Below are 22,093 nucleotides of genomic sequence, written 5' to 3'. Positions count from 1 at the left end.
CGGGCTGTTTCTCCTTGATACTCACGTCTCACTTCTCAATACTCATGTCTACGAACCCAAGCCCAATCATTCTGGCCATCGAGTCGTCGTGCGACGACACGGGGGCGGCCGTTATTGCCGGGGGCAACATCCTGGCTAATGTGGTGGCCTCGCAGCAAGTACACGAACAATTCGGCGGCGTGGTTCCTGAACTGGCCTCGCGTGCCCACCAGCAGCACATTCTGCCGGTGGTGCAGGCTGCCCTCTCCAAAGCCGGCATCAACAAGGAAGACCTCGACGCGGTGGCCTTTACCCAGGGGCCGGGCCTGTTGGGCTCCCTGCTCGTCGGTGGCATGTTTGCCAAAAGCTTCGCGCTGGCCCTGGGCAAGCCGCTGATTGCCGTCAACCACATGCGGGCTCACATTCTAGCGCACTTCATTGAGGAGCCGCGGCCGGCCTTTCCCATCCTGTGCCTGACGGTGAGCGGCGGCCACACCCAGCTGGTGGTGGTGCGCAGCCCGATGGAGATGGAAATCATCGGGCAGACGCAGGACGACGCCGCCGGCGAAGCCTTCGACAAGACGGCCAAACTGCTCGGCCTGCCGTACCCCGGCGGCCCCCGCCTCGACAAGCTGGCCCAGCAGGGCGACCCGTTGCGCTTCCCGTTCCCGGTAAACCAGATGCCCGGCTACGACTTCTCCTTCAGCGGGGTGAAAACGGCTGTGATGTACTTCCTGCGCCAGCAGACGCAGCAGAACCCCAAGTTCATCGAGGAAAACCTGCCCGACCTCTGCGCCAGCATCCAGCACACTATCCTGCAGACGCTGATGCGCCAGCTGCGCCGCGCCGCCAAGGACTACGGCCTGACCAACATTGCCATTGCCGGCGGCGTAGCGGCCAATTCCGGCCTGCGCGCCGAGCTGCAGCGGCTGGCCGGGGAGCTGGGCTGGCAGGTGTTCATTCCCGCCTTCCAGTACTGCACCGATAACGCCGGCATGATTGCCATGGCAGCGCACTTTCAGTACGAGGCCGGCGACTTCGCCTCGCAGCTGGCCAGCCCCGACCCGCGGCTGAAGCTGGCGTAAGCAAACCCAGCAGCCGGCCATGCTTGCTCTGGCACCCGGTAGCCGAGCCCACCTAGACAAGCCCAAACCTGTCAATCCGATGACTGATGCCGATATCGATGTAGTTCACCAGTTTGTCGATAATGCGCTGGACTACTTGAGGCAGACTCCCATCATGCGCGGGCCGCAGGAGTTGATTCCACTGGAAATGCAGGAAGACGCTGAGGAGGACGAGGAAGGCAACGTGCCCTGGAAAGCCATACCCAGCACCGTTACCGCCGCAGACATCGAAGAGCTGGAAAGCCGACTAAACCTGCGTTATCCGGCGTTGTACAAGCAGTTCCTGGGCTACCAGCACTTTTGGGAGTTGCTGCCGGTCGACGGCATTACCTTCTTTCGCCACAGCATTCGGGAGTGGAAGAAAGGGCTGCTCGACCACTACTTCGGATACCCTGAGTCGGCCAGCCTGGTGGCGAAAGGCTACATCCCGTTTGCTGACTACTTCGACTGGGGAGTGGTCTACTTTGACACCAACCACCAGAATCAACCCGACAAGGATTGCCCCGTTGTGATGCTTGACCACGAGCTGTTTTACGACGAGCCCCTTCCTATGAAAATGCTCTATCCATCCTTTGCGGCAATGATGCACAGCCTGGTGGCACAACAAGGGAACCCCAAGCCGCCCGAAGACTAATAAGTAGAAGCGCCGCCAACACCTTCAGCAGAAGGCAGCTGCCCCGCCGCTCCGCCCTTCGGGGCGAAACCCTGGAGGCCCCTGCTACCTTTGCCGCCCCGCCAACGGCCCGCTGCCTGCGTATTATCCGTACACGAATGACGCCGGCCTCGGCCGCTACCGCTGCTTTCATCCTCCCCGCGACTCCCGACCCATATCATGGCCAAAGCCAAAGAAACCGCCCCGCGCAACGTCAATATCCAAAACCGCCGGGCGGGCTACGAATACTCCTTCCTTGCCAAGTACACCGCCGGCATGGTGCTGGTGGGCACCGAAATCAAGAGCCTGCGCGTGGGCAACGCCAACATCACCGACGGTTATTGCACCTTCGGAGGCAACGGCACCCTGTGGCTGCACGGGGTGACCATCGCGCAGTACACCCAGGGCACCTACAACAACCACGAGCCCACCCGCCCGCGCCAGCTGCTGCTCACCAAGAAGGAAATGCGTCAGCTGCACGACAAAAGCCAGGAGCAGGGCCTGACCATCATTCCGCTGCGCATTTTTATCGGCGAGCGGGGCTTTGCTAAGGTGGAAATTGCCCTGGCGAAGGGCAAAAAGCTATTCGATAAGCGCGAGGACATCAAAGCCCGCGACGTGAAGCGCGAAATGGACCGCAGCCAGTACTAGCGGCTCCTCTCGCTGTCATTGCGAGCAACGTGCGGCAACCGCAGGAAGGCGTTAGCCAATCCGTCTTCTGGTAACAACGCTGATAAAATACCCGCCAACCGAAAAACGGCCCCGCCCGAAGCCTGCAGCTCAGGTTTCGGGCGGGGCCGTTTTGGGGTAGTGCGAGTGGCCTCGACGTGCCGCGAGGGGAAGGCGGTTGCCGCGCGTTGCTCGCAATGATGGCTAAGGGCCCCGCCAGCGCTGCTTGCTGCACCATTTCCTTCCGTACCTTGCAGGCTGATTTACCCCTGATTATCATTGGAACACGGAATTTGTGCTCTGAGCGTCGTGCCGGTGCGCGCCGAGCCTTCGGACAAAGCCGAAATCGTAACGCAGCTGATTTTTGGCGACTGCTACAGCGTGCTGCTCGCCCAGGGCAACTGGCAGCAAATCCGCACCGCGGCCGATAACTACGTCGGGTGGATGGACCTCAAGCAGCACCAGCCCGTTTCGGCTGAGTACCTGGCCGCCTGGAGCGCGCAGGACCACCCGCGCAGCCTCGATGTGGTGCAGGTAGTGAGCAGCTCGGCGGCGCGCATCCCCGTCACGCTGGGCGCCCGTCTGCCGTTTTTCGACGGCATGACCCTGCGCCTCGGCGAAGATTCCTACTTCTACAACGGGGCCGCCACCAACCCGCTCAACGGCCACGGCCTGCACGGCCCCACCGACAAACGCACGGCCCTGCTGCTCAAAGCCGGGCAGCTGTTTCTGAAGGCGCCGTACCTGTGGGGCGGCCGCACCCTGTTCGGCGTCGACTGCTCCGGGCTGATGCAGCAGCTCTACGGCCTCATCGGCGTGCAGCTCCCGCGCGACGCGCGCCAGCAGATTGACCACGGCCGCATCGTGCACTTCGTGTCCCAGACGCAGGCCGGCGACCTGGCTTTCTTCGACAACGCGGAGGGCAACATCGTGCACGTGGGCATGGTGCTCGACGACCAGCAGATTCTGCACGCCAGCGGCGAGGTGCGCATCGACCCGCTCGACCACAACGGCATCTACAACCGCCAGCGGCAGAAGTACACCCACAAGCTGCGCCTGATCAAGCGCCTGCTGCCCGAGTAGCGGTTCGGCCCGCAGTCGTTGCGAGCGAAGCGCGGCAATCTTTCCTCCCGAGGCACAGCGGCTCAACTGGCACTACCCAGAACGGCCCTGCACGAAACTTGCGTCTGCGTTTTCGTGCAGGGCCGGCTTCGTGCTGCCGACTTTGAGGCATATAAGTATTGCGTCGGCGGTGCTACTGAAGGAAGGATTGCTTCGCGCGGCTCGCAATGACGGCCGGTGCTGCCGTAGTCTGCCAGTGGTACCGCTATTATGCTCATACCCCTGTGGAGCCGCTTCTTGAAATGAACCAACCTCCACGTGGGACGGTTGCGTAAACAGCCGGAAACCCCTAGCTTACCGCTAGTTCCGGCCGTTTACCACCATCGTGCGTATGGACCAAAAAGTGCTCGTGCTGAATGGCGACTATACCGCCATTACCCTTTGCAGCGTGCAGAAGGCCTTCGTGTTGCTTTACCTCGACAAAGCCGAGTTGATTGCCAACAAGGAGGGCGCGTTTCTGCGCACCGTGTCGAAGGCATTTCCCAAACCCAGTATCATCAAACTGCAGCGCTACGTGCGGGTGCCGTACAAGGGCATTGCCCTGAGCCGGCACAACATCATGAAGCGCGACAACTTTGAGTGCCAATACTGCGGCTCCACCAAAAACCTAACCCTGGACCACGTGATGCCCAGGAGTAGGGGCGGCGACTCCAGTTGGGGCAACCTGCTGACGGCCTGCGCCCGCTGCAACCACGCCAAGGGGCACAAAACGCCCGAGGAAGCCGGCCTGATCGTCAGACAAAAGCCCAAGAAACCCACCTTGGCCAGTTTCCTCAAGCTCAGTGCCGGCACCATCGACCAGACCTGGCACGCGTATCTAAACAACTGAACCGGCGTAGCGTCTGCTACCCGGTTTTTTTGTTGCCCTGTTTAAGCACAAAAGCTAGAGTTAAGGTTAGTTCCCCTCCTCAGCTGAGGAGGGGCTAGGGGTGGTTGGCCAGTCATCAGAACGTCCGACAAAGCTCGTCATCGTCATGTCGAGTGCAGCCGAAACATCTCGCGGGCTGATGGCGGATAGTAACCTTAACCCTAGTCTTTCAACCAGCCCCTCCTCAACTGAGGACGGGGAGCTGAGCTAGCTCTAGTCTTGGCGACGAAACAACTGCGACGCCAGGCACAATAACGCAACACGCCCCGCCAGAATAGCTCTGACGAGGCGTGCGGCGGCGGGAAATCAGGTGTGGTTATGCTTGGCGGCTGGCGGCGTTGTAGCCGCCCTCATCGGTGCTCGTGGGCGAAGTACTGGCGCCCGTAAAGCTCAGCAGGTCCTGAGTCAGGCGGTCCTTACCATCTTCGGTGGCGAAGAGGCCGTGCGGCTCGCCGTCGTAGCGGATGTAGGTGGCGTTGGGCAGCATCTTGGCCAGTAGGTCGCCGCTCGAATCCACGGGCACAGTCTTGTCGCTGGTGCCGTGGATGATGAGCGTGGGTACCTGGATGGCCGGCACGTCCTGGCGGAAGTCGGTTTCGCTAAAGGCGCGGATGCAGGCTTCGGTGGCGTGCGGCGCGGCCTGCAGGCAGATCATCTGCATCCAGTCCAGTGTGGCTTGGCTGACGGGCTTGCTCACCACGCCCACGCCGAAGAATTGCTTGCCGAAGGTTTGCAGGAAGTCGGGGCGGTCCTTGCGCAGGTTTTTTACCATATCGTCGAAGGTGTCCTTGCCGACGCCGTCGGGGTTGTCGTCGGTCTTGAGCAGGTAAGGCGTCACGGCCGAAATAAAGGCCACTTTGCTCACGCGGGCGCCGCCGTAGCGGCTCATGTAGCGGGCCACTTCGCCGCCGCCCATCGAAAAGCCCACCAGCGTCACGTTTTGCAGGTTGAGGCCTTCGAGCAGGGCGTTCAGGTCAGCTGCTAAGGTGTCGTAGTCGTAGCCGTTCCAGGGCTTATCCGACTTGCCGAAGCCGCGGCGGTCGTAGGCAATGACGCGCTTGCCGTAGTGAGCCAGCGTATGCGACTGGTGCTCCCACATCTGGTGGTCGGCGGGCCAGCCGTGAATCAGTACTACCGGGTCGCCCTGGCCCCAGTCCTGGTAAAACAGGTTGATATCGTTGCCTTGGGTGTCTTGCCCTACTTTAATAAAACTCATGGAAGTGGTGTGGTTGCGGTTGGATTTCCCCAAGACATACTATAAAAGCTCCGATGCGGTTATTGACCCTGCCTATGCCAGCGCCTCAACGGTAAGCTCCTTGCGCCACCAACGAGGCATATCGATCGGCAAACCCGTCGGATGCGTCGGTAAAATTTTTTTGATTGAGCTACTTAGCCCAGCTTTGCTGCCGCCAACGTAGCACCGAACGCCACGCCCACGCCGCTATCCACCACACCATATGTCTTCCCTATCCTCGCTGAGCCGGGTCCTTGGGGCCGCTGCACTGCTGACCGCCTGCAACTCCCAACCTGATAAGCAAGCCACCACCCAGGCCCGCCGCCCCGCGCCCGCCGCCACTGCGGAAGCTGCCTCCGCTAACCCGCCCGGGGCCTGGTACCGGCAGTACCGCGGCTTGCTGCCCGGCACCACCGACAGCCTTACTCTGCACCTTACCTCTATTCCCGCCGAGGGCAGCACCGACGACCTGCCACGGCTCTACGAAGCCTACATTGCCCCCGACGGCGAGCCGCAGGACGTGGCCGTGGAGCTGACCACCGAAGCCGACCTCAAACCCGTCCCCGAGGACGAAGACAGCGGCCCGGTGCTGCGCGTGCGCGAGGACGGCAACGAGCTGGTGGGTTTCCTGGGCATGAAACCGGTACGCCTGCGCCGCGTGAAGCCAGTGGGCAGCCTCCACTTTGTGGCTCACTTTTTTACCGATTCGGTGGCTGCCTTCCCGGGCAAGAGCAGCTCCCCCTACGCGCATCAGACGCTGCACGTACTGCTGCCCATCGACGGGCCGGCGCCGCTCACCGCGGGCATTTTGCGCACCCTGCGCGGCGACACCACCGATGCCAAGCCGGCGCCCGTGCTGAAGCAGTACTGGCAGGAGCAGCAGCGCAGCTACGCCCGGGATTACCGCGCCGATGCGGCCGATTTTGCCTCTACCGCCGACGACTCTACCGAAATGCCCAGCTACGCCCTGCGTTACGATTCGCAGGAGCTCACCTACGTGCTCTGGAACCAGGCGCCGCTGCTGAGCCTGGGCTTCATGGACTACAGCTACACCGGCGGTGCCCACGGCAACTACGGCACCAGGGTCATCAGCTTCGATACCCGCAGCGGCCGGGCCCTGCGCTACGCCGACATCTTCCGGGCCGGCAGCGAGGCCCGGCTGGAGCCCATCCTGGACCGGGCAGTGCGCCGCATCATGCACCTCGCGCCCACCGACAAGCTGGATGAGACCCTGCTGGTCGACCGCATTCACGTCACGCACAACGTGTACCTGACCAGCGGCGGCGCCATGTTCGTGTACCAGCCGTACGAACTGGCCTCCTACGCCCAGGGCGAAATCCGGGTGTACCTGCCGTTTGCCGAGCTACAGCCGCTGCTGCAGCCCGGGCTGCCCGTGGGCGCTGCCGCCGACGTAGCCCTGCTGACGCGGAAGTAGCACCGGTGGCGCCGACAGGCACACCGTCTTTTAGCCAGCAGAACAGGGCATTGTAGCTGAACGGGCAATTTGCCAAGCTGATACGGAACGAGTCGCCGGACGGCGGTGTCTGACAAAACTCATGTGCGCCGGCGCGGTTGATTTCACGTCCGCCAAACCCGCCGCCGCATTTCTGCCGTACCTTTGCGGCCCCAATCCTGTTTTCTTTACTGCATGTCCGTACCCAAGTTTGCCGCCGTCCGGCAGCACGAATCGTTTCACCAGGAGCTGAAGCGTCGCGTCAACGACTACTTCGAGCAGGCCGGAAAACCCACCACCGGCAACGCTACGCTCTTCACCAAAGCCGCACTGCTCACCGGGGCGCTGCTGTTCCTTTACGTGCACCTCGTGTTCTTCACGCCCTCGGCCGGCTGGGCCATTCTGGAGTGCGTGCTGATGGGCGGGGTAGGGGCCGCCATCGGCTTCAACGTGATGCACGACGGCTCGCACGGCTCGTTTTCCGAGCACAAGTGGCTGAACCAGACCGCGGCTTTCACCCTGAACGTATTCGGTGGCAACTCCTTCATGTGGAACATGAAGCACAACCTCATCCACCACATGTATACCAACATCGACGGGGTGGATGACGACATCGACGCCCAGCCCTGGCTGCGCCTGAGCGAGACCCAGCCCCGCCGCGCCCTGCACCGCTACCAGCATTACTACTTCTGGTTTCTGTACGCGATGTTCTACCTGGCTTGGGTGGTGATGATGGACTACCAGAAGTACTTCAAGGGCAGCATCGGCTCGGTACCGCTGAAGAAGATGGAACTGAGCGACCAACTCGTGTTCTGGGGCTTTAAGGTGCTGTACCTGGGGCTGTTCGTGGCCCTGCCCATTTACATGGTCGGCTTCGGGCCGTGGGTTATCGGCTTCCTGATTTTTGCCTGCGTAGCCGGTTTCTCGCTCAGCCTGGTGTTTCAGCTGGCCCACACCGTAGAGCCCGCCACCTTCCCCGTGCCCGACGCCCAAACCTATAAAATGGAGGACGAGTGGGCCATTCACCAACTCAAGACCACGGCCAACTTCGCCACCAACAACAAAGTGGTAACCTGGCTGCTGGGCGGCCTGAACTTCCAGGTGGAGCACCACCTGTTCCCGAAAATTTCGCACGTGCACTACCCGGCCATCAGCAAGATCATCAAGCAGGCCTGCGTGGAGTTTGACGTAGTCTACAACGAATTCCCGCGCATGCGTTCGGCCGTCGTGTCGCACGTGCTGTTCCTGCGCCAGATGGGCCGCGCGGCGTAGCAACAGGCGCTGTTCGTAGCTGTCATCCCGAGCAAAGCGAAGGACCTTCTCACGTTGGATAGTAATCCATCTGGCGTGAGAAGGTCCTTTGCTTTGCGGACGCCAGATAAAGGATGACAGTTCCGTTTCAGGGTTTTGCCAAAAACGCTCTACTTCATCCGGGCGAATTTGCGCCGCATGATTTCTTCTACCGGCACGTCTTCAATCTTGCTTTCCAGCCAGGAAATGAGGTCCAGGTAGAGGAAGGGGCGCCGCTCGTACGGGTTTTCTGATATTTCCAGCAGCCGGTCTTTCAGAGCACTGAACGCATCCTTGAGCTGGTGCGGAGCCAGATGACCCACGCCGCGCAGGAAGCGGAATATCTCCACCTGCATCTGCTGCTGCTCGTTCATCTTGCCCAGGAAGCGGTACACCGATTTGATCTGGTACTCCAGCATTTCGTCGTGGCCCGCCTCGTAGTGGGCTATCAGGTTCAGGATGCGCGCAAAGCACTGAATGTCCTCGCGCAGGGTGACGTCTTTGTACTGAATGATTTTGTTCAGGTACTCTATGGCCTTGCGGTAGTTGCCGCTGCCGAAGTACAGGCTGGCAATCTTGTAGTAGAAAATCAGCCGGCGGTGCAGGTCGAGCTGCGGCTGAAACAGCACCAGCTTTTCCAGTAGGTCGGGCATGAGCTGCAGGCTGTCGGCGAAGCGGCCTTCCAGGAAAGCGGCGTTGATTTTGTGCGTGTAGATGTATTGAAAGAGCAGCACGTCGGTATTCGGCGTGGGGCGCGTGAGCGAGGCGGCGAAGCTTTCCAGCTTGGCCAGTACCGCCGTGAATTTGCTGTAGTAGAGTAGGTTGTAGAGCGAGGCCAGCAAGTTGTGCAGGCCTTTGATATAGAGCATGGGCTGCTGCTCCATCATGTCGGGCGCCTGCTCAAACAGGTCCACCCACTTCTGCGCGTAGCGGTAGCAGGCCCGGAAATCCTGGATGATGGTGTAGTACCACACCTGTGCCTGGTAGTAGTACAGGCACTCGTAGAAACCGCCCTGGCTGACGTCAATCCCGGCTAGCGCCGCCCGAAAACGGTCGGTTATCTGCTCGGCATCCCGCTGGCTGCGGGCATGGCCTACGCGCAAATACAGGCCGTACATGCGCAGTGCTACGTTGCTGAGCCGGTGCAACTGCGTGACGTGCTGCACCGTGTCCAGGGATTCGGCCGACAGATCTTCGGCCCGGCCGCGCAGGCTGCGCGTGATGTACTGCGACTCGATGAGCTTCTCGAAGTCCAGGGCGAGAAGGGCCACGTGCGGCAGCCGTGCCTGCTGGGCCTGCTGCTTGGTGCGCTCCAGCATCCGGAGCGCCTGCTGGTAGAAACCCTTGTTGTAGAGCACGCGGGCGTAGTCGAGCTGCTCGTGGAGCTGAATGTCGATGTTCTGGCCGGCGTGGTATTGGCGCAGGCTGCTCAGCAGCTGCCGGTAGAGGTTGGCCTTGAGGTTGGCCAGCTGCACCTTCCGGATGGCCGGTACCTGCGCCAAGATGCGCTCCTCGTCGTACTGGCCCAGTGCATCCAGCGCATCGAAAAGCTGCATGAACTTCAGGTCCTCCGCCGACCCCGAGCGGCCCGAAAACAGCCGAAAGTGCCGCTTCTCGGAGCGAGTCAGCGACTTAACAAGCTGAAATACGGGGTCGATACTGCCGTTTGGCATTGTAGCGGGGCTTATTGCAAGGTTGTGATAATGAGTTGGTTGGTTGGCGGGCGCTAGATTTTAGAAATAGTAACTACTCCCAAAACCGGTTTTTGCTGCGGCGTACGCGGCTTGTACTTGCAGGCCACCAAGGGACGGCTGCGTTGTGTAGTGCCGGTCCACCAAGTGCTTCACGCTCACGCCGCTGCATCCGATGGCAACTGGCCACCCGGAAGGCGCAAGCTAAAGAACAAACCGGCCTGCACGGCTCCCCAAGGCTCGAAAATACTCCTCCGCCACCCTCTATTTCACCCCCGTGCAGAGCGTTTCGCTCACGGTTCCGCACGCCTGCCCGCCGTTACTGAAATGTATGGCCGGAGCTGCCCGGTCGTCGTTTAGGGCGCGTGCCGAAAGCATTTACTTCTTACCTGCTGCGTTACTACTGCCCGTACCGATGTACTTCACCAGCAATACCGTCGCGTTTCTGGACGGCGAGTTTGTTTCGGCCGAGCAGGCCACCTGCGGAATGTATGCCCAGTCGCTGCACTACGGCTACGCCGTATTTGAGGGCATTCGGGCCTATAACACGCCCAGCGGCACCCGGATTTTCAAGCCCAAGGAGCACTTCGAGCGGTTCCATTACTCCTGTCAGGCCATCGGCTTGCCGCTGAGCTATTCGGTGGCGGAGCTGACCGAAATCAGCTACCAGCTATTGGCGAAAAACGGGCTGAGCGACGCCTACATCCGCCCGCTGGCCTACGCTGCCGCGCCCAACATGAGCCTGAAGTGTCCGCCGGCCGGCAACCTGCTCATGGCCGTGTGGGACTGGGGTAGGTACCTCGGCGACCAGTCCCTGCGTCTGACCATTTCGCCCTACGAGCGGCCCAATCCCAGGGCCGTGCCCATCGAGGCCAAGGTATCAGGGCACTATGCCAACTCTATCATTGCCAGTACCGAGGCCAAAAACCGCGGCTACGACGAGGCCCTGCTGCTCGATATGCACGGCTACGTAGCCGAGGGCCCGGGCGCCAACTTCTTCTTCGAACGCGACGGGGAGCTGTTTACGCCGTCGGCGGGTAGCATTCTGCGTGGCATCACCCGCAACACCATCATCGATCTGGCCCGCGAAGCCGGCATCCGGGTCACCGAAACGTTTTTCCGCCCCGAGGAGCTGCGCGGCGCCACCGGCGCCTTCATGACCGGCACCGCCGCCGAAGTCGTTGGCGTGGCTTCGGTGGACGACATCGTGTTCGGGAAGCCCTTCGCTGAAACTCTCGGTGCCGAGCTGGCCCGCCGCTACACCGCTCTCGTGACGGGCCAGGCGGTGGAGGCTATAGTGGAGGCGCGGGAGTAAAATGACCGCAAATCAGGTCATTCCGAGCAGGCTTAAAGGCCGAAGGGCCGCGCTGCCAGGCAGGCCTTGCGTGCGGCGGATGCCGGCTACCCGTGCTTGCTAATCGTTACCTCATGCGCGCCGGGCTTATTTTCCGGCATGAAGAAACTGGTACTGCTCCGCCATGGCGAGAGCGTGTGGAACCTGGAAAACCGCTTTACCGGCTGGACCGACGTCGACCTTTCCGCCGCGGGCGCCGCGCAGGCCGTGCGCGCCGGCGAAACGCTGCGCCAACACGGCTACAGCTTCGACGTGGGCTTCACGTCTTACCTGAAGCGCAGCATCAAAACCCTGCACCTGGCCTTGGAAGCCATGAACTTGCTCTGGATTCCGGTGGAAAAGTCCTGGCGCCTCAACGAGCGGTTTTACGGCAGCTTGCAGGGGCTCAATAAAGCTGAAATCACCGCCCAGTACGGCGAGGCGCAGGTGCAACGCTGGCGCCGCGACCCGCAGGAGCACCCGCCCGCTCTCACCCCCGACGACCCGCGCTTTCCCGGCCACGACCCGCGCTACCACACCCTCACGCACCGGGAGCTGCCGCTGACGGAGAACCTGAGCGAAACCATGACGCGGGTATTACCCTTCTGGACGGAGCACATCATGAAGGCCGTGCACCAGGGACGCAACGTCATCGTGTGCGCCCACGGCAACAGCCTGCGCGCGGTGGTGCAGTACATCGACCACCTCTCCGACGCGGAAGTTGCGCAACTGGACATTCCCACCGGGGTGCCGCTGGTGTTTGAACTGGACGAGCAGTTCAACCGCATCCGGCACTATTACCTAGAAAGCCAAAATGGGGCGTAGGCGTGCGGGCTGCCCGTGGCGCCTGTCCAGCCGGGGGCTTAAAGCTCTGGCACGGTTATGCTTCGGTAAGCAGACGCCATATGGAGCATGATGTTCGGGGAGGCATTAACGTCTTTTCAGAAGCCCGTTAATCCAAGTAATCTGCCTTTCCACTGTGTGCGGCAGACGTCAGCAGCGCGTTAGCCGTTGTATTTCGATGTTTTATAAATACTTGATATGCAGACCTATGTAGATATGGATTTGGCTTTTAGAAATAGTAGCCCTGTGAAAAAATAGTTTTTGGCGCCGGGGTTACGCGGTGTTCTTGCGGCCTGCAATCCGCTGAACCGAACCTCACGCTCATGGCAGCTCAGAAAGTACAGATCTTCGACACCACCCTGCGCGACGGCGAACAAGTGCCGGGGTGCAAGCTCAACCGGGACGAAAAGCTGGTCATTGCCGCGCAGCTGGAGCTTCTGGGCGTCGACGTCATCGAGGCGGGCTTCCCGGTTTCCAGCCCCGGCGACTTCGCGGCCGTGCAGGCCATTGCTGCCCAGGTCAAGGAAGCTACCGTCTGCGGCCTTTCGCGCGCCGTCGAAAACGACATCCGTGTGGCGGCCGAGGCGCTGCGCGGCGCCCGCCGGCCGCGCATTCACACCGGCATCGGTACTTCCGATTCGCACGTGCGCTTCAAGCTACAAACCACCCGCGAGGATGTGCTGCAGCGCGCCGTGGCGGCCGTGAAGCTGGCCAAGAGCTTCGTGGAGGACGTGGAGTTCTACGCCGAAGACGCCGGCCGCACCGACAACGAGTTTCTGGCCCGCGTGTGCGAAGCCGCCATTCGCGCCGGTGCCACCGTGCTCAACATTCCCGACACTACCGGCTACTGCCTGCCCGGGGAGTACGGCGCCAAAATCAAGTACCTGCGCGAAAACGTGCGCGGCATCGAGGGCGTGACGCTATCCACGCACTGCCACAACGACCTGGGCATGGCCACCGCCAACTCCATTTCGGGCGTGCTCCACGGGGCCCGCCAAATCGAGTGTACCATCAACGGGGTAGGGGAGCGGGCCGGCAACACGGCCCTGGAGGAAGTAGTGATGGTCATGCGCCAGCATCCTTACCTGAATCTGCACACCAACGTCAACACACGCCTGCTGGCTGAGACTTCGGCCATGGTCTCGCACCTGATGAGCATGCCCGTGCAGCCCAACAAGGCCATCGTGGGTGCCAACGCCTTTTCGCACTCCAGCGGCATTCACCAGGACGGCGTCATCAAGCACCGCGAAACCTACGAAATCATCGACCCGCACGAAGTAGGTGTGGCCGACTCCTCCATCGTGCTGACGGCCCGCTCCGGCCGCGCTGCCCTGGCTTACCGACTCCAAAAGCTCGGCTACGACCTGGAGCGTACTGCCCTCAACAAGGCCTACGCCTCCTTCCTGACCCTGGCCGACCACAAAAAAGAGGTAGTAGATCAGGATTTGCACGTGCTCATCGAGCAGGAAAACCTCATTACGGCTGGTTAGAACAAGCGGAAAAAGCTCGTCATGTCGAGCGCAGCCGAGACATCTCGCGTGCTGACATCGGATAGTAATCCTGCTCGTCCAACGAGACGATTAGCACCCGAGCGAGATGTCTCGGCTGCGCTCGACATGACGGACGAAGTAGCCCAAAAGCCTAATCCCACCCCGCCCATCATGGCCAAGACTCTCTTCGACAAAATCTGGGACGCGCACGTGGTCAGCTCCATTGCGGGCGGCCAGGACGTATTCTATATCGACCGGCACCTCATCCACGAAGTCACCAGCCCGCAGGCCTTCGACGAACTGGAAGCCCGCGGGCTGCCGCTCTTTCGCCGGACGCAGATGGTGGCCACCGCCGACCACAACGTGCCGACCCGCAACCAGCACCTGCCCATCGAGGACGAATTATCCCGCTCGCAGGTGGATAAGCTTACCGAAAACTGCGAGAAGTTCGATGTGGAGCTCTACGGGCTGGGGCACCAGCGGCAGGGCATCGTGCACGTCATCGGGCCGGAGCTAGGCCTCACCCAGCCGGGCATGACCATCGTTTGCGGCGACTCGCACACCTCCACGCACGGTGCGTTCGGCGCCATTGCTTTCGGCATCGGCACCAGCCAGGTAGCGCAGGTCATGGCCTCGCAGTGCCTCTTGCTGAGCCGGCCCAGGCGCATGCGCATCACCATCGACGGTCAACTGCGCCCCGGCGTCACAGCCAAAGACCTCATCCTGTACATCATTGCCCAGCTCGGCACGGGCGGCGCTACCGGCTACTTCGTGGAGTATGCCGGCGCGGCCGTGCGCGGCCTGAGCATGGAAGGCCGCATGACGGTCTGTAACATGAGCATCGAGATGGGCGCCCGCGGCGGCCTGATAGCCCCGGACCAAACCACCTTCGCGTATCTGCAGGGCCGTCCTTACGCTCCGCAGGGCGAGCGGTGGCAGCAGGCCCTGGCCTACTGGCAGACGCTTTACTCCGACGCCGACGCTGAATTTGACGCCGAAGTGCGTTACGACGCGGCCGACATTCAGCCCATGATAACCTACGGTACCAACCCTGGGATGGGCATTGCGCTGAGCACGCCCATTCCACTGGCGGTGGCCGAAAGCGAAGCCGTCGGCTTCAGTAAAGCCCTGCAGTACATGGGCTTCGCGCCCGGCGAGTCCTTGCTGGGCAAGGAAATCAGCCACGTATTCATCGGCAGCTGCACCAACTCCCGCATCGAGGATTTGCGCACCGTGGCCGCTTACGTGCGCGGCAGGCAGAAGGCCCCGCACGTGGAGGCCATCATCGTGCCCGGCTCCAAAGCCGTGGAGCAGCAGGCCCGGGCCGAAGGCCTGGACAAAGTGCTGGCCGAAGCCGGCTTCGAGCTGCGTGAGCCGGGGTGCAGCGCCTGCCTGGCCATGAACGAAGACAAGATTCCGGCCGGCGCCTACTGCGTGTCCACCTCCAACCGCAACTTCGAAGGCCGCCAGGGGCCCGGCGCCCGCACCCTGCTGGCCAGCCCGCTGGTGGCGGCCATTACCGCCGTCGAAGGCCGCCTGGTGGACGTGGCCGCCCTGCTCGAAACCACATTTGTCACCGAATCCGAAGGGCAGCTCGTCGACGCGGCCGCCAGCTTCTAAGCGCCTTTAGCTCATGGAAAAGTTTGAAGTTCTGCGCTCCAGCGCCGTGCCGCTGCCCGTCGAAAACGTCGACACCGACCAGATTATCCCGGCTCGTTTTCTGAAGGCTACCTCGCGCGAAGGCTTCGGCGAAAACCTGTTCCGAGACTGGCGCTACCAGCCCGACGGGCAGCCCAAGGTCGATTTCGTGCTGAATAACCCACGCTACGCGGGCCAGATACTACTGGCCGGCAAAAACTTCGGCTGCGGCTCCTCCCGGGAGCACGCCGCCTGGGCCCTCTACGACGCGGGCTTCCGCGTGGTCATCAGCAGCTACTTCGCCGATATCTTCCGCGGCAACGCCCTGAACAACGGCCTGTTGCCGCTGCAGGTCTCCGATGAAGTGCTGCAACGACTTTTTGCCGAGGTGGAACAGGAGCCCCACACTGGCTTTATCATCGACGTGGCTGCACAGCAGCTTTTCGTGCCGGTGTGGGAGAAAAACATTCCCTTCGACCTCGACCCTTACAAGAAGGAATGCCTGCTCCACGGCTACGACGACATCGATTTCTTGGTCAACCAAAAAGAGGCCATCGAGGCCTACGAACAGCAACGGGTATGGGCATTCTAAGCAAGAAAATCACCGTACTGGCCGGCGACGGCATCGGCCCCGAGGTCTGCCGCGAAGCCATCAAGGTGCTCGATGCCGTGGCCGAACGCTTCGGGCACGAGTTTGACTACGACTACCAGCTGATGGGCGCCTGCGCCATCGACGCCACCGGTAGCCCCTTGCCCGATGCCACGCTGCAGGCCTGCTTTCAGGCCGACGCGGTGCTGCTCGGCGCCATCGGCGACCCGAAGTACGACAACGACCCCGCCGCCCCGGTACGCCCCGAGCAAGGGTTGCTGCGCCTGCGTAAGTCGCTGGGCCTGTTTGCCAACATCCGCCCCGTCACGGCCTACGACGTGCTGCTGCCGCACTCGCCGCTGCGGCCGGAGCGTATTCAGGGCACCGACATGCTCATCTTCCGCGAGCTGACCGGCGGTATCTACTTCGGCGCCAAGGGCCGCACGGCGGACGGCTCGGCCTACGACCACTGCACTTACTCGCGCGAGGAAATCGAGCGCATTGCCCGCTTAGCTTTCCAGGCTGCCGAAACGCGCCGCCGTCGACTCACCTTGGTGGATAAGGCCAACGTGCTGGAAACGTCCCGCCTCTGGCGCGAAGTAGTGCAGCAACTGGCGTCCGAGCACCCCGGCGTGCAGGTTGATTACCTGTTCGTCGACAACGCGGCTATGCAGGTGATTCTGAACCCGAAGCAGTTCGACGTCATCCTGACCGAAAACATGTTCGGCGACATCATCAGCGACGAAGCTTCGGTCATTGCCGGCTCACTGGGCCTGCTGCCCTCGGCGTCGGTGGGCAATACGGTGGCGCTGTTTGAGCCCATTCACGGTTCTTACCCGCAGGCGGCCGGCCGGGGCATTGCCAATCCCATTGCCACCATCTTGTCGGTGGCCCTGATGCTGGAGCACTTCGGCCTGCTGCAGGAGGCCGACACGGTGAAGGCCGCCGTGCAGAAAGCCCTCGACCACAACGTCCTCACGCCCGAACTGAACCCCGAGGCGCCGTACACCACCGAGCAGGTGGGCAGCTACATTGCCTTTCAGGTGGCCGAGCGGCTGGAGTCGCCGCTGTACCGCGAGAATATCGAAGTAGGCCTGAGCACGATTATCTGAGGTCGGCGGGAGAGGGGAAAGGCAAACTGCCGGCCGGGCAGCGTCAACGTGACGCCGCCCGGCCGGCAGTTTAGTTTATCGGACCGACGAGAGTCAACCCTGAAGCTTGCTTGCTGCGTAGTCATGGCACAACCCACTTACTTCCCTCACCATGCTTACTCCTGATTCCACGGCCAATAACAACCAACTCGTGCGCTACCACCTTGCCCTGCCGGATATGACCGACGACGCGAGCCTGGTAAAAGCCCGCGAGCTGCTCCAGCAGCACCACTTGCTGGTCGACCGCGTCGCGCCGGGCGAAGCGGTAGTAGCCTCCGCTACCGGCGCCGAGCCGGAATGGCCGGCTATCAAAAATGCCCTGCAAGCCGCCGGCTACCCCATCGCACACACCACTACCGTTGACGAAAGCTGAGGGCCGCGTGCAGCTCATCCGGTCTTCCTGTTGATTCCTCCTGTTTACCCATGAAGGCAAAACCCATCGGCCCCACGGCTCACGGCATCATTGATTACGGCTTTGTGGCCCTGCAGGCCCTGGCGCCGACGCTGTTCCATCTGCGTGGGCCAGCCCGCCGCCTTTGCTACGCCTTTGCCGGTGCGCAAGGCGTGCTCAATGCCCTGACCGATCATCCGGTGGGCCTAAAGCGGGTGGTGCCTTTGCGGGTGCATGGGCAGCTGGAAACCCCGTTTGTGCCCGCGTTGCTTTTGTTGCCCTGGGCTACCGGCGCCCTGAAGCAGCGCAATGCCCGCCGCTACTTTGTCTCCTTCTTCGCGGTGGCGTTGGCCAACTACTTGCTGACCGATTACCGGGCCAACGAAAAACGGTAGGGCACGCCGAACGGCTAGCTCTGCGGGCTTGTCATTCAAAAATACTTCCAGGGGTGAATACTAGCCGTAGGGCTTGGATTCACCCTTTTTGGCTATTGCAGAAGAGGTGCCGCGCCAAGCATATGAACCAGACTATCTAGCCCGCCGTTGGAATAAGCGTAACTCGCGGTGGAAACGCTGCCGCTGGAGCTGCGACCTATCGTCGGAGGGGTTCTTCGGCTCGGCCTCGGCGCTACTGGCGGCCGGGGCGCATCACCATTGCCGAATGTCACTCCCCAAATTTGCCGCCTCGCGCTCCTTCCACGCCGAGCTAAAACGCCGCATCAGCCTCCACTTCGAGGAATCCGGAAAATCCACCGCCGGTAGCACTGGCCTGCTCTCCAAGGCTGTCTTGCTGCTCGCAGGCTTCGTGGCGCTATACGTGCACCTGGTGTTCTTTACCCCGCCCACGGCCGTGGCCTTGCTCGAAGCCGTTCTACTTGGCGGCTTCATCGCCGCTATCGGCTTCAATGTGATGCACGACGGCGCCCACGGCTCCTTCTCACAGCACCGCTGGCTAAACCACTTCGCCGCCTTCACCCTGAACGTGCTCGGTGGCAGCAGCTTTATGTGGAATATGAAGCACAACGTGGTGCACCACGCCTACACCAACATCGACGGCATTGACGACGACATTGACGTGCAGCCCTGGATGCGCCTGAGCAGCACCCAGAAACGCTACCGCCTGCACCGCTTCCAGCACCTGTACTTCTGGTTCCTGTACTGCATGCTCTACCTGTCGTGGATTTTCGTGATGGACTACCAGAAGTACTTCAAGCGCAAAATCGGCTCGGTAGATCTGAAGAAGATGGCCCTGAGCGACCATCTGGTATTCTGGGGCTTCAAGGTGCTCAACCTTGTGCTCTACGTGGCCCTGCCCATCTACACCCTGGGCTTCCTGCCCTGGCTCGTCGGCTTCCTGACAATCACCTGCGTAGCCGGCTTCGTACTGAGCCTGGTGTTTCAATTGGCCCACACCGTGGAGCACACTGCTTTCCCCATGCCCAATGAAGCTTCGCTGAAGATGGACGACGAGTGGGCCATTCACCAGATTAAGACCACCGCTAACTTCGCCACCAACAGCCGCGTCATCAGCTGGCTGGTCGGCGGGCTGAATTTCCAGGTAGAGCACCATCTGTTCCCGAAGATTTCGCACGTTCACTACCCAGCCATCAACAAAATCATCAAGCAGGTGTGCCAGGAGTTCGACGTAGTCTACAACGAATTCCCGCGCATGCGCTCGGCCGTGCTGTCGCACGTGCTGTTTTTGCGGCAGATGGGTCGGGCGTAAACTTGGTTAATAGAATGGCAGCAGCCTGCTTTAATTGAAGCAGGCTGCTGCTTTTTTGTGTGCGTTCGTGGAAGATATTTGCGTTCTAGTGGAACGCAACAAATGCGGCGTAAGAATAAACAATCAAGTCTGACGAAGCTCTTGAGCTTTATCCAAGTATATAGGAGAGACCTTGCTTTGCTAATCGGGCTGCTGGTTTTATTGGTAGCAATAGAGTTAATCAGACGAGAATGGCGAAATGGATTGCTTCAGAATGGAAAAGAAGCATACAGTGTTATTCTAAGTGTAACCAGTAGGAATACTCGGGTTAGGTATAAAGTCAATGGTGGTACTGCCGATGCAGTTGTATCAACTACCTCGGTTTATGAATTTAAAAGTGGGGACACGTGTGAGCTCAAGTACAATCCGCACAACTTCCAAGAAGTTGTCTTGATGCCGGAGTAATACCATCAATACCTTCTCGAGGTATTGAAGCGTAAAAATTCTTGCATTTCACCACTGCTGGTTTTTACTCGCTCAAAATTCGTATCTTTGCGGCCCGCCAAGGTGGCGGAACGGCGCTTTGGCGCTGGTAATCAACCAACAACGCGTTCCGGAGGCGGGCCCTGCGCCGGACGTGTAACGAGGGCCAACTGCAATATCATGGCAGAAGTAGTAGACAACTTCGATTGGGACAACGTCGGAGCCAACAGCTTCGGTGGCATCTACTCGAAAGAGGAGCGCGCCCGTCTCGAAGAAATGTACGCCGGCACCCTGACCACCGTAGAGGAGGAGCAGGTTGTGAAGGGCACGGTCGTTTCGGTCGGTGACCGCGACGTAATCGTGAACATCGGCTTCAAGTCGGATGGTCTGGTTCCGCGTTCGGAATTCCGCGACCTGGCCGACCTGAAAGCCGGTGATGAAGTGGAAGTCTTCATCGAAGACCAGGAAGATGCCAACGGCCAGCTGATCCTCTCGCGCAAGAAGGCGAAGATCAAGCAGGCTTGGAAGGCCATCTACGACGCCCTGGAGAACGACACCATCCTGGAAGGTGTGGTGAAGCGTCGCACCAAAGGCGGTCTGATCATGGAGCTGGACGGCGTAGAAGCCTTCCTGCCCGGCTCGCAGATCGACGTGAAGCCCATCCGCGACTTCGACATCTATGTTGGTCGTCGCATGGAAGTGAAAGTGGTAAAAATCAACGCCGCTTTCGACAACGTGGTTGTTTCGCACAAAGTCCTCATCGAGAAGGACCTGGAGAAGCAGCGCGAAGCCATCCTCAACAACCTGGAGAAAGGCCAGATCCTCGAGGGCGTTATCAAGAACATGACCAACTTCGGCGTGTTCATCGACCTCGGCGGCGTCGACGGCCTGCTGCACATCACCGACATCTCGTGGGGCCGTATCGCTCACCCGTCGGAAGTTCTGCAGCTCGACCAGAAGCTGAACGTGGTAGTACTGGACTTCGACGAAGCCAAGAAGCGTATCTCGCTCGGCCTGAAGCAGCTGACCCCGCACCCGTGGGATTCGCTGCCGCAAGACCTGCAGCCCGGCTCCAAAGTACAAGGCCGCATCGTGAACGTAGCCGACTACGGCGCGTTCATGGAAATCGTGCCGGGTGTTGAGGGCCTGATCCACGTGTCGGAAATGTCGTGGAGCCAGCACCTGCGCAACCCGCAGGACTTCATCAAGCAGGGCGACGTAGTGGAGGCTCAGATCCTGACCCTCGACCGCGAAGACCGTAAGATGAGCCTGGGCATCAAGCAGCTGACCGAAGACCCCTGGACCCGCGCTGACTTCGGTTCGAAGTACGCTGTAGGCAGCAAGCACAACGGCCTGGTGCGCAACCTGACCAACTTCGGCCTGTTCGTGGAACTGGAAGAAGGTGTGGACGGCCTCGTGCACGTATCGGACCTGTCGTGGACCAAGAAGGTGAAGCACCCCTCCGAAATGGTGAAGGTGGGCGACCGTCTGGACGTGGTAGTGCTGGAGCTGGACGTAGCCAACCGTCGTCTGGCCCTGGGCCACAAGCAGCTGGAAGAAAACCCCTGGGATACCTTCCAGACGGTGTTCACCCCCGGCTCGACCCACAAGGCGACCATCACCGAGAAAACCGACCGCGGTGCGGTGCTCGAGCTGCCCTACGGCATCGAAGGCTTCGCTTACCCCAAGTCGCTGGCCAAAGCTGACGGCGGTTCGCCGGAAGTGGGCGAGTCGCTGGACTTCCGCGTAGTGGAATTCTCGAAGGACGACCGTCGCATCGTGCTGTCGCACACGGCCACCTACGGCCAGGGCCAGCAGGATGAGGACAACCGCATGTCGAAGTTCACCAAGAAGAAGCCGACCGGTGGCAACGCTGGTGGTGCTTCGGCCCAAGGTGAAGGCAAAGCGGCCGACCTGAAGAAAGCCGAGAAGTCGACCCTGGGTGACCTGGACGCCCTGAGCGCCCTGCGTGACCGGATGATGGGCAACGAGCGTGAGGCTGCTGAGCAGAAGCTGAGCACCCCCGCTGCCAAGCCGGCCAAAGCTGAAGCCGCTCCCGCCGAGGAAGCTGCTCCCGCTGAAGGTGGTCTGCTGAGCACCATCGCCGACGCCGCTTCGGCCGTGGTTGACAAAGCCAAGGACCTCGCTGGTGACGTAGTTGACACCGTGAAGAACCTGACTTCGTCGGACGAAAACGCTGACGACAAGAAAGACAACGCTTAATTGCTGCGTCTGCCTTGCGTAGGCTAGAAGAAGCCCCCGGCCGCGAGGTCGGGGGCTTTTTTGTGGCCGCTTGGCTGATTTTTTTGCGCACGAAACCAGTCGCTTACCCGTGCAGCGGGGAAATCTGCGGGTTTTAGTTTGGTAAACGCGCCGGATGCCGTATGTT

The 22,093-nt window shown here is 61.0% G+C and carries 19 protein-coding genes; 17 read left to right on the top strand and 2 right to left on the bottom strand.

Translation table 11 applies throughout. The annotated features are described in order from the left end of the window. The first annotated feature begins 44 nt into the window (after window positions 1–44). The 5 genes from tsaD (at window position 45) to B0919_RS07255 (ending at window position 4,375) form a co-directional block, all read left to right on the top strand. A complete protein-coding gene (gene tsaD / locus B0919_RS07275; RefSeq protein ID WP_078011570.1) occupies window positions 45–1,064 on the top strand; it encodes a tRNA (adenosine(37)-N6)-threonylcarbamoyltransferase complex transferase subunit TsaD in 1,020 nt (339 codons plus the stop codon). A gap of 79 nt (window positions 1,065–1,143) precedes the next feature. Beyond that, window positions 1,144–1,737: an SMI1/KNR4 family protein gene (locus tag B0919_RS07270; protein ID WP_176132913.1), complete on the top strand. Its 594-nt coding sequence runs from the start codon at window positions 1,144–1,146 to the stop codon at window positions 1,735–1,737. A 198-nt stretch (window positions 1,738–1,935) separates the two neighbouring features. Continuing rightward, a complete protein-coding gene (gene smpB, locus B0919_RS07265) occupies window positions 1,936–2,406 on the top strand; it encodes an SsrA-binding protein SmpB (RefSeq protein ID WP_078011568.1) in 471 nt (156 codons plus the stop codon). A 297-nt stretch (window positions 2,407–2,703) separates the two neighbouring features. Beyond that, complete coding sequence (locus tag B0919_RS07260) at window positions 2,704–3,507, top strand: C40 family peptidase (RefSeq protein ID WP_254846508.1); 804 nt, start codon at window positions 2,704–2,706, stop codon at window positions 3,505–3,507. A gap of 370 nt (window positions 3,508–3,877) precedes the next feature. After that, entirely contained in the window at window positions 3,878–4,375 is a 498-nt protein-coding gene (locus tag B0919_RS07255; RefSeq protein ID WP_078011566.1) for an HNH endonuclease, read from the top strand. A gap of 355 nt (window positions 4,376–4,730) precedes the next feature. Here the strand turns inward: B0919_RS07255 and B0919_RS07250 are convergent, their stop codons facing one another. Then, window positions 4,731–5,630 (bottom strand): alpha/beta fold hydrolase, encoded by a 900-nt coding sequence (locus B0919_RS07250; protein WP_078011697.1) that lies wholly within the window; start codon window positions 5,628–5,630, stop codon window positions 4,731–4,733. Between the two features lie 241 nt (window positions 5,631–5,871). On the opposite strand from B0919_RS07250, the gene B0919_RS07245 reads away from it, so the two are divergent. Next, window positions 5,872–7,083 carry a DUF3298 and DUF4163 domain-containing protein gene (locus B0919_RS07245; protein ID WP_078011565.1) on the top strand — a complete coding sequence of 404 codons (1,212 nt, stop codon included), beginning with the start codon at window positions 5,872–5,874 and terminating at the stop codon, window positions 7,081–7,083. A gap of 213 nt (window positions 7,084–7,296) precedes the next feature. Further along, window positions 7,297–8,373 carry a fatty acid desaturase family protein gene (locus B0919_RS07240; protein ID WP_078011564.1) on the top strand — a complete coding sequence of 359 codons (1,077 nt, stop codon included), beginning with the start codon at window positions 7,297–7,299 and terminating at the stop codon, window positions 8,371–8,373. 149 nt (window positions 8,374–8,522) lie between these two features. Here B0919_RS07240 and B0919_RS07235 read toward each other — a convergent pair whose 3' ends face one another. Then, window positions 8,523–10,064, bottom strand: a complete 1,542-nt coding sequence (locus B0919_RS07235; protein ID WP_078011563.1) for a hypothetical protein — start codon at window positions 10,062–10,064, stop codon at window positions 8,523–8,525. A gap of 433 nt (window positions 10,065–10,497) precedes the next feature. Here B0919_RS07235 and B0919_RS07230 point away from each other — a divergent pair, with 433 nt between their 5' ends. The 10 genes from B0919_RS07230 to rpsA all read left to right on the top strand — a co-directional run bounded on the left by B0919_RS07230 (window position 10,498) and on the right by rpsA (window position 21,927). Then, window positions 10,498–11,397: a branched-chain amino acid transaminase gene (locus tag B0919_RS07230; RefSeq protein ID WP_078011562.1), complete on the top strand. Its 900-nt coding sequence runs from the start codon at window positions 10,498–10,500 to the stop codon at window positions 11,395–11,397. A 138-nt stretch (window positions 11,398–11,535) separates the two neighbouring features. After that, window positions 11,536–12,240 carry a 2,3-diphosphoglycerate-dependent phosphoglycerate mutase gene (gene gpmA, locus B0919_RS07225; RefSeq protein WP_078011561.1) on the top strand — a complete coding sequence of 235 codons (705 nt, stop codon included), beginning with the start codon at window positions 11,536–11,538 and terminating at the stop codon, window positions 12,238–12,240. Between the two features lie 341 nt (window positions 12,241–12,581). Continuing rightward, window positions 12,582–13,748 (top strand): 2-isopropylmalate synthase, encoded by a 1,167-nt coding sequence (locus B0919_RS07220; RefSeq protein ID WP_078011560.1) that lies wholly within the window; start codon window positions 12,582–12,584, stop codon window positions 13,746–13,748. A gap of 171 nt (window positions 13,749–13,919) precedes the next feature. After that, the gene (leuC, locus tag B0919_RS07215; RefSeq protein WP_078011696.1) at window positions 13,920–15,368 is read left to right on the top strand and encodes a 3-isopropylmalate dehydratase large subunit; all 1,449 of its coding nucleotides are present in this window, start codon (window positions 13,920–13,922) and stop codon (window positions 15,366–15,368) included. Between the two features lie 13 nt (window positions 15,369–15,381). Beyond that, a complete protein-coding gene (gene leuD / locus B0919_RS07210) occupies window positions 15,382–15,978 on the top strand; it encodes a 3-isopropylmalate dehydratase small subunit (protein WP_078011559.1) in 597 nt (198 codons plus the stop codon). Then, a complete protein-coding gene (gene leuB, locus B0919_RS07205) occupies window positions 15,966–17,087 on the top strand; it encodes a 3-isopropylmalate dehydrogenase (RefSeq protein WP_078011558.1) in 1,122 nt (373 codons plus the stop codon). The genes leuD and leuB overlap by 13 nt, the downstream gene beginning before the upstream one ends. Window positions 17,088–17,238: 151 nt before the next feature. After that, window positions 17,239–17,499 (top strand): hypothetical protein, encoded by a 261-nt coding sequence (locus B0919_RS07200; protein ID WP_078011557.1) that lies wholly within the window; start codon window positions 17,239–17,241, stop codon window positions 17,497–17,499. Between the two features lie 50 nt (window positions 17,500–17,549). After that, a complete protein-coding gene (locus B0919_RS07195; RefSeq protein ID WP_078011556.1) occupies window positions 17,550–17,912 on the top strand; it encodes a hypothetical protein in 363 nt (120 codons plus the stop codon). 265 nt (window positions 17,913–18,177) lie between these two features. Then, entirely contained in the window at window positions 18,178–19,242 is a 1,065-nt protein-coding gene (locus tag B0919_RS07190) for a fatty acid desaturase family protein (RefSeq protein ID WP_078011555.1), read from the top strand. 642 nt (window positions 19,243–19,884) lie between these two features. After that, the gene (gene rpsA, locus B0919_RS07185) at window positions 19,885–21,927 is read left to right on the top strand and encodes a 30S ribosomal protein S1 (protein WP_078011554.1); all 2,043 of its coding nucleotides are present in this window, start codon (window positions 19,885–19,887) and stop codon (window positions 21,925–21,927) included. Window positions 21,928–22,093: the final 166 nt, after the last annotated feature.

The organism is Hymenobacter sp. CRA2 (genome assembly GCF_002007105.1).
Taxonomy (GTDB): domain Bacteria; phylum Bacteroidota; class Bacteroidia; order Cytophagales; family Hymenobacteraceae; genus Solirubrum.
The sequence above is the reverse complement of the archived record's forward strand: the minus strand, read 5'-3'. Positions and strand labels throughout refer to the sequence as shown.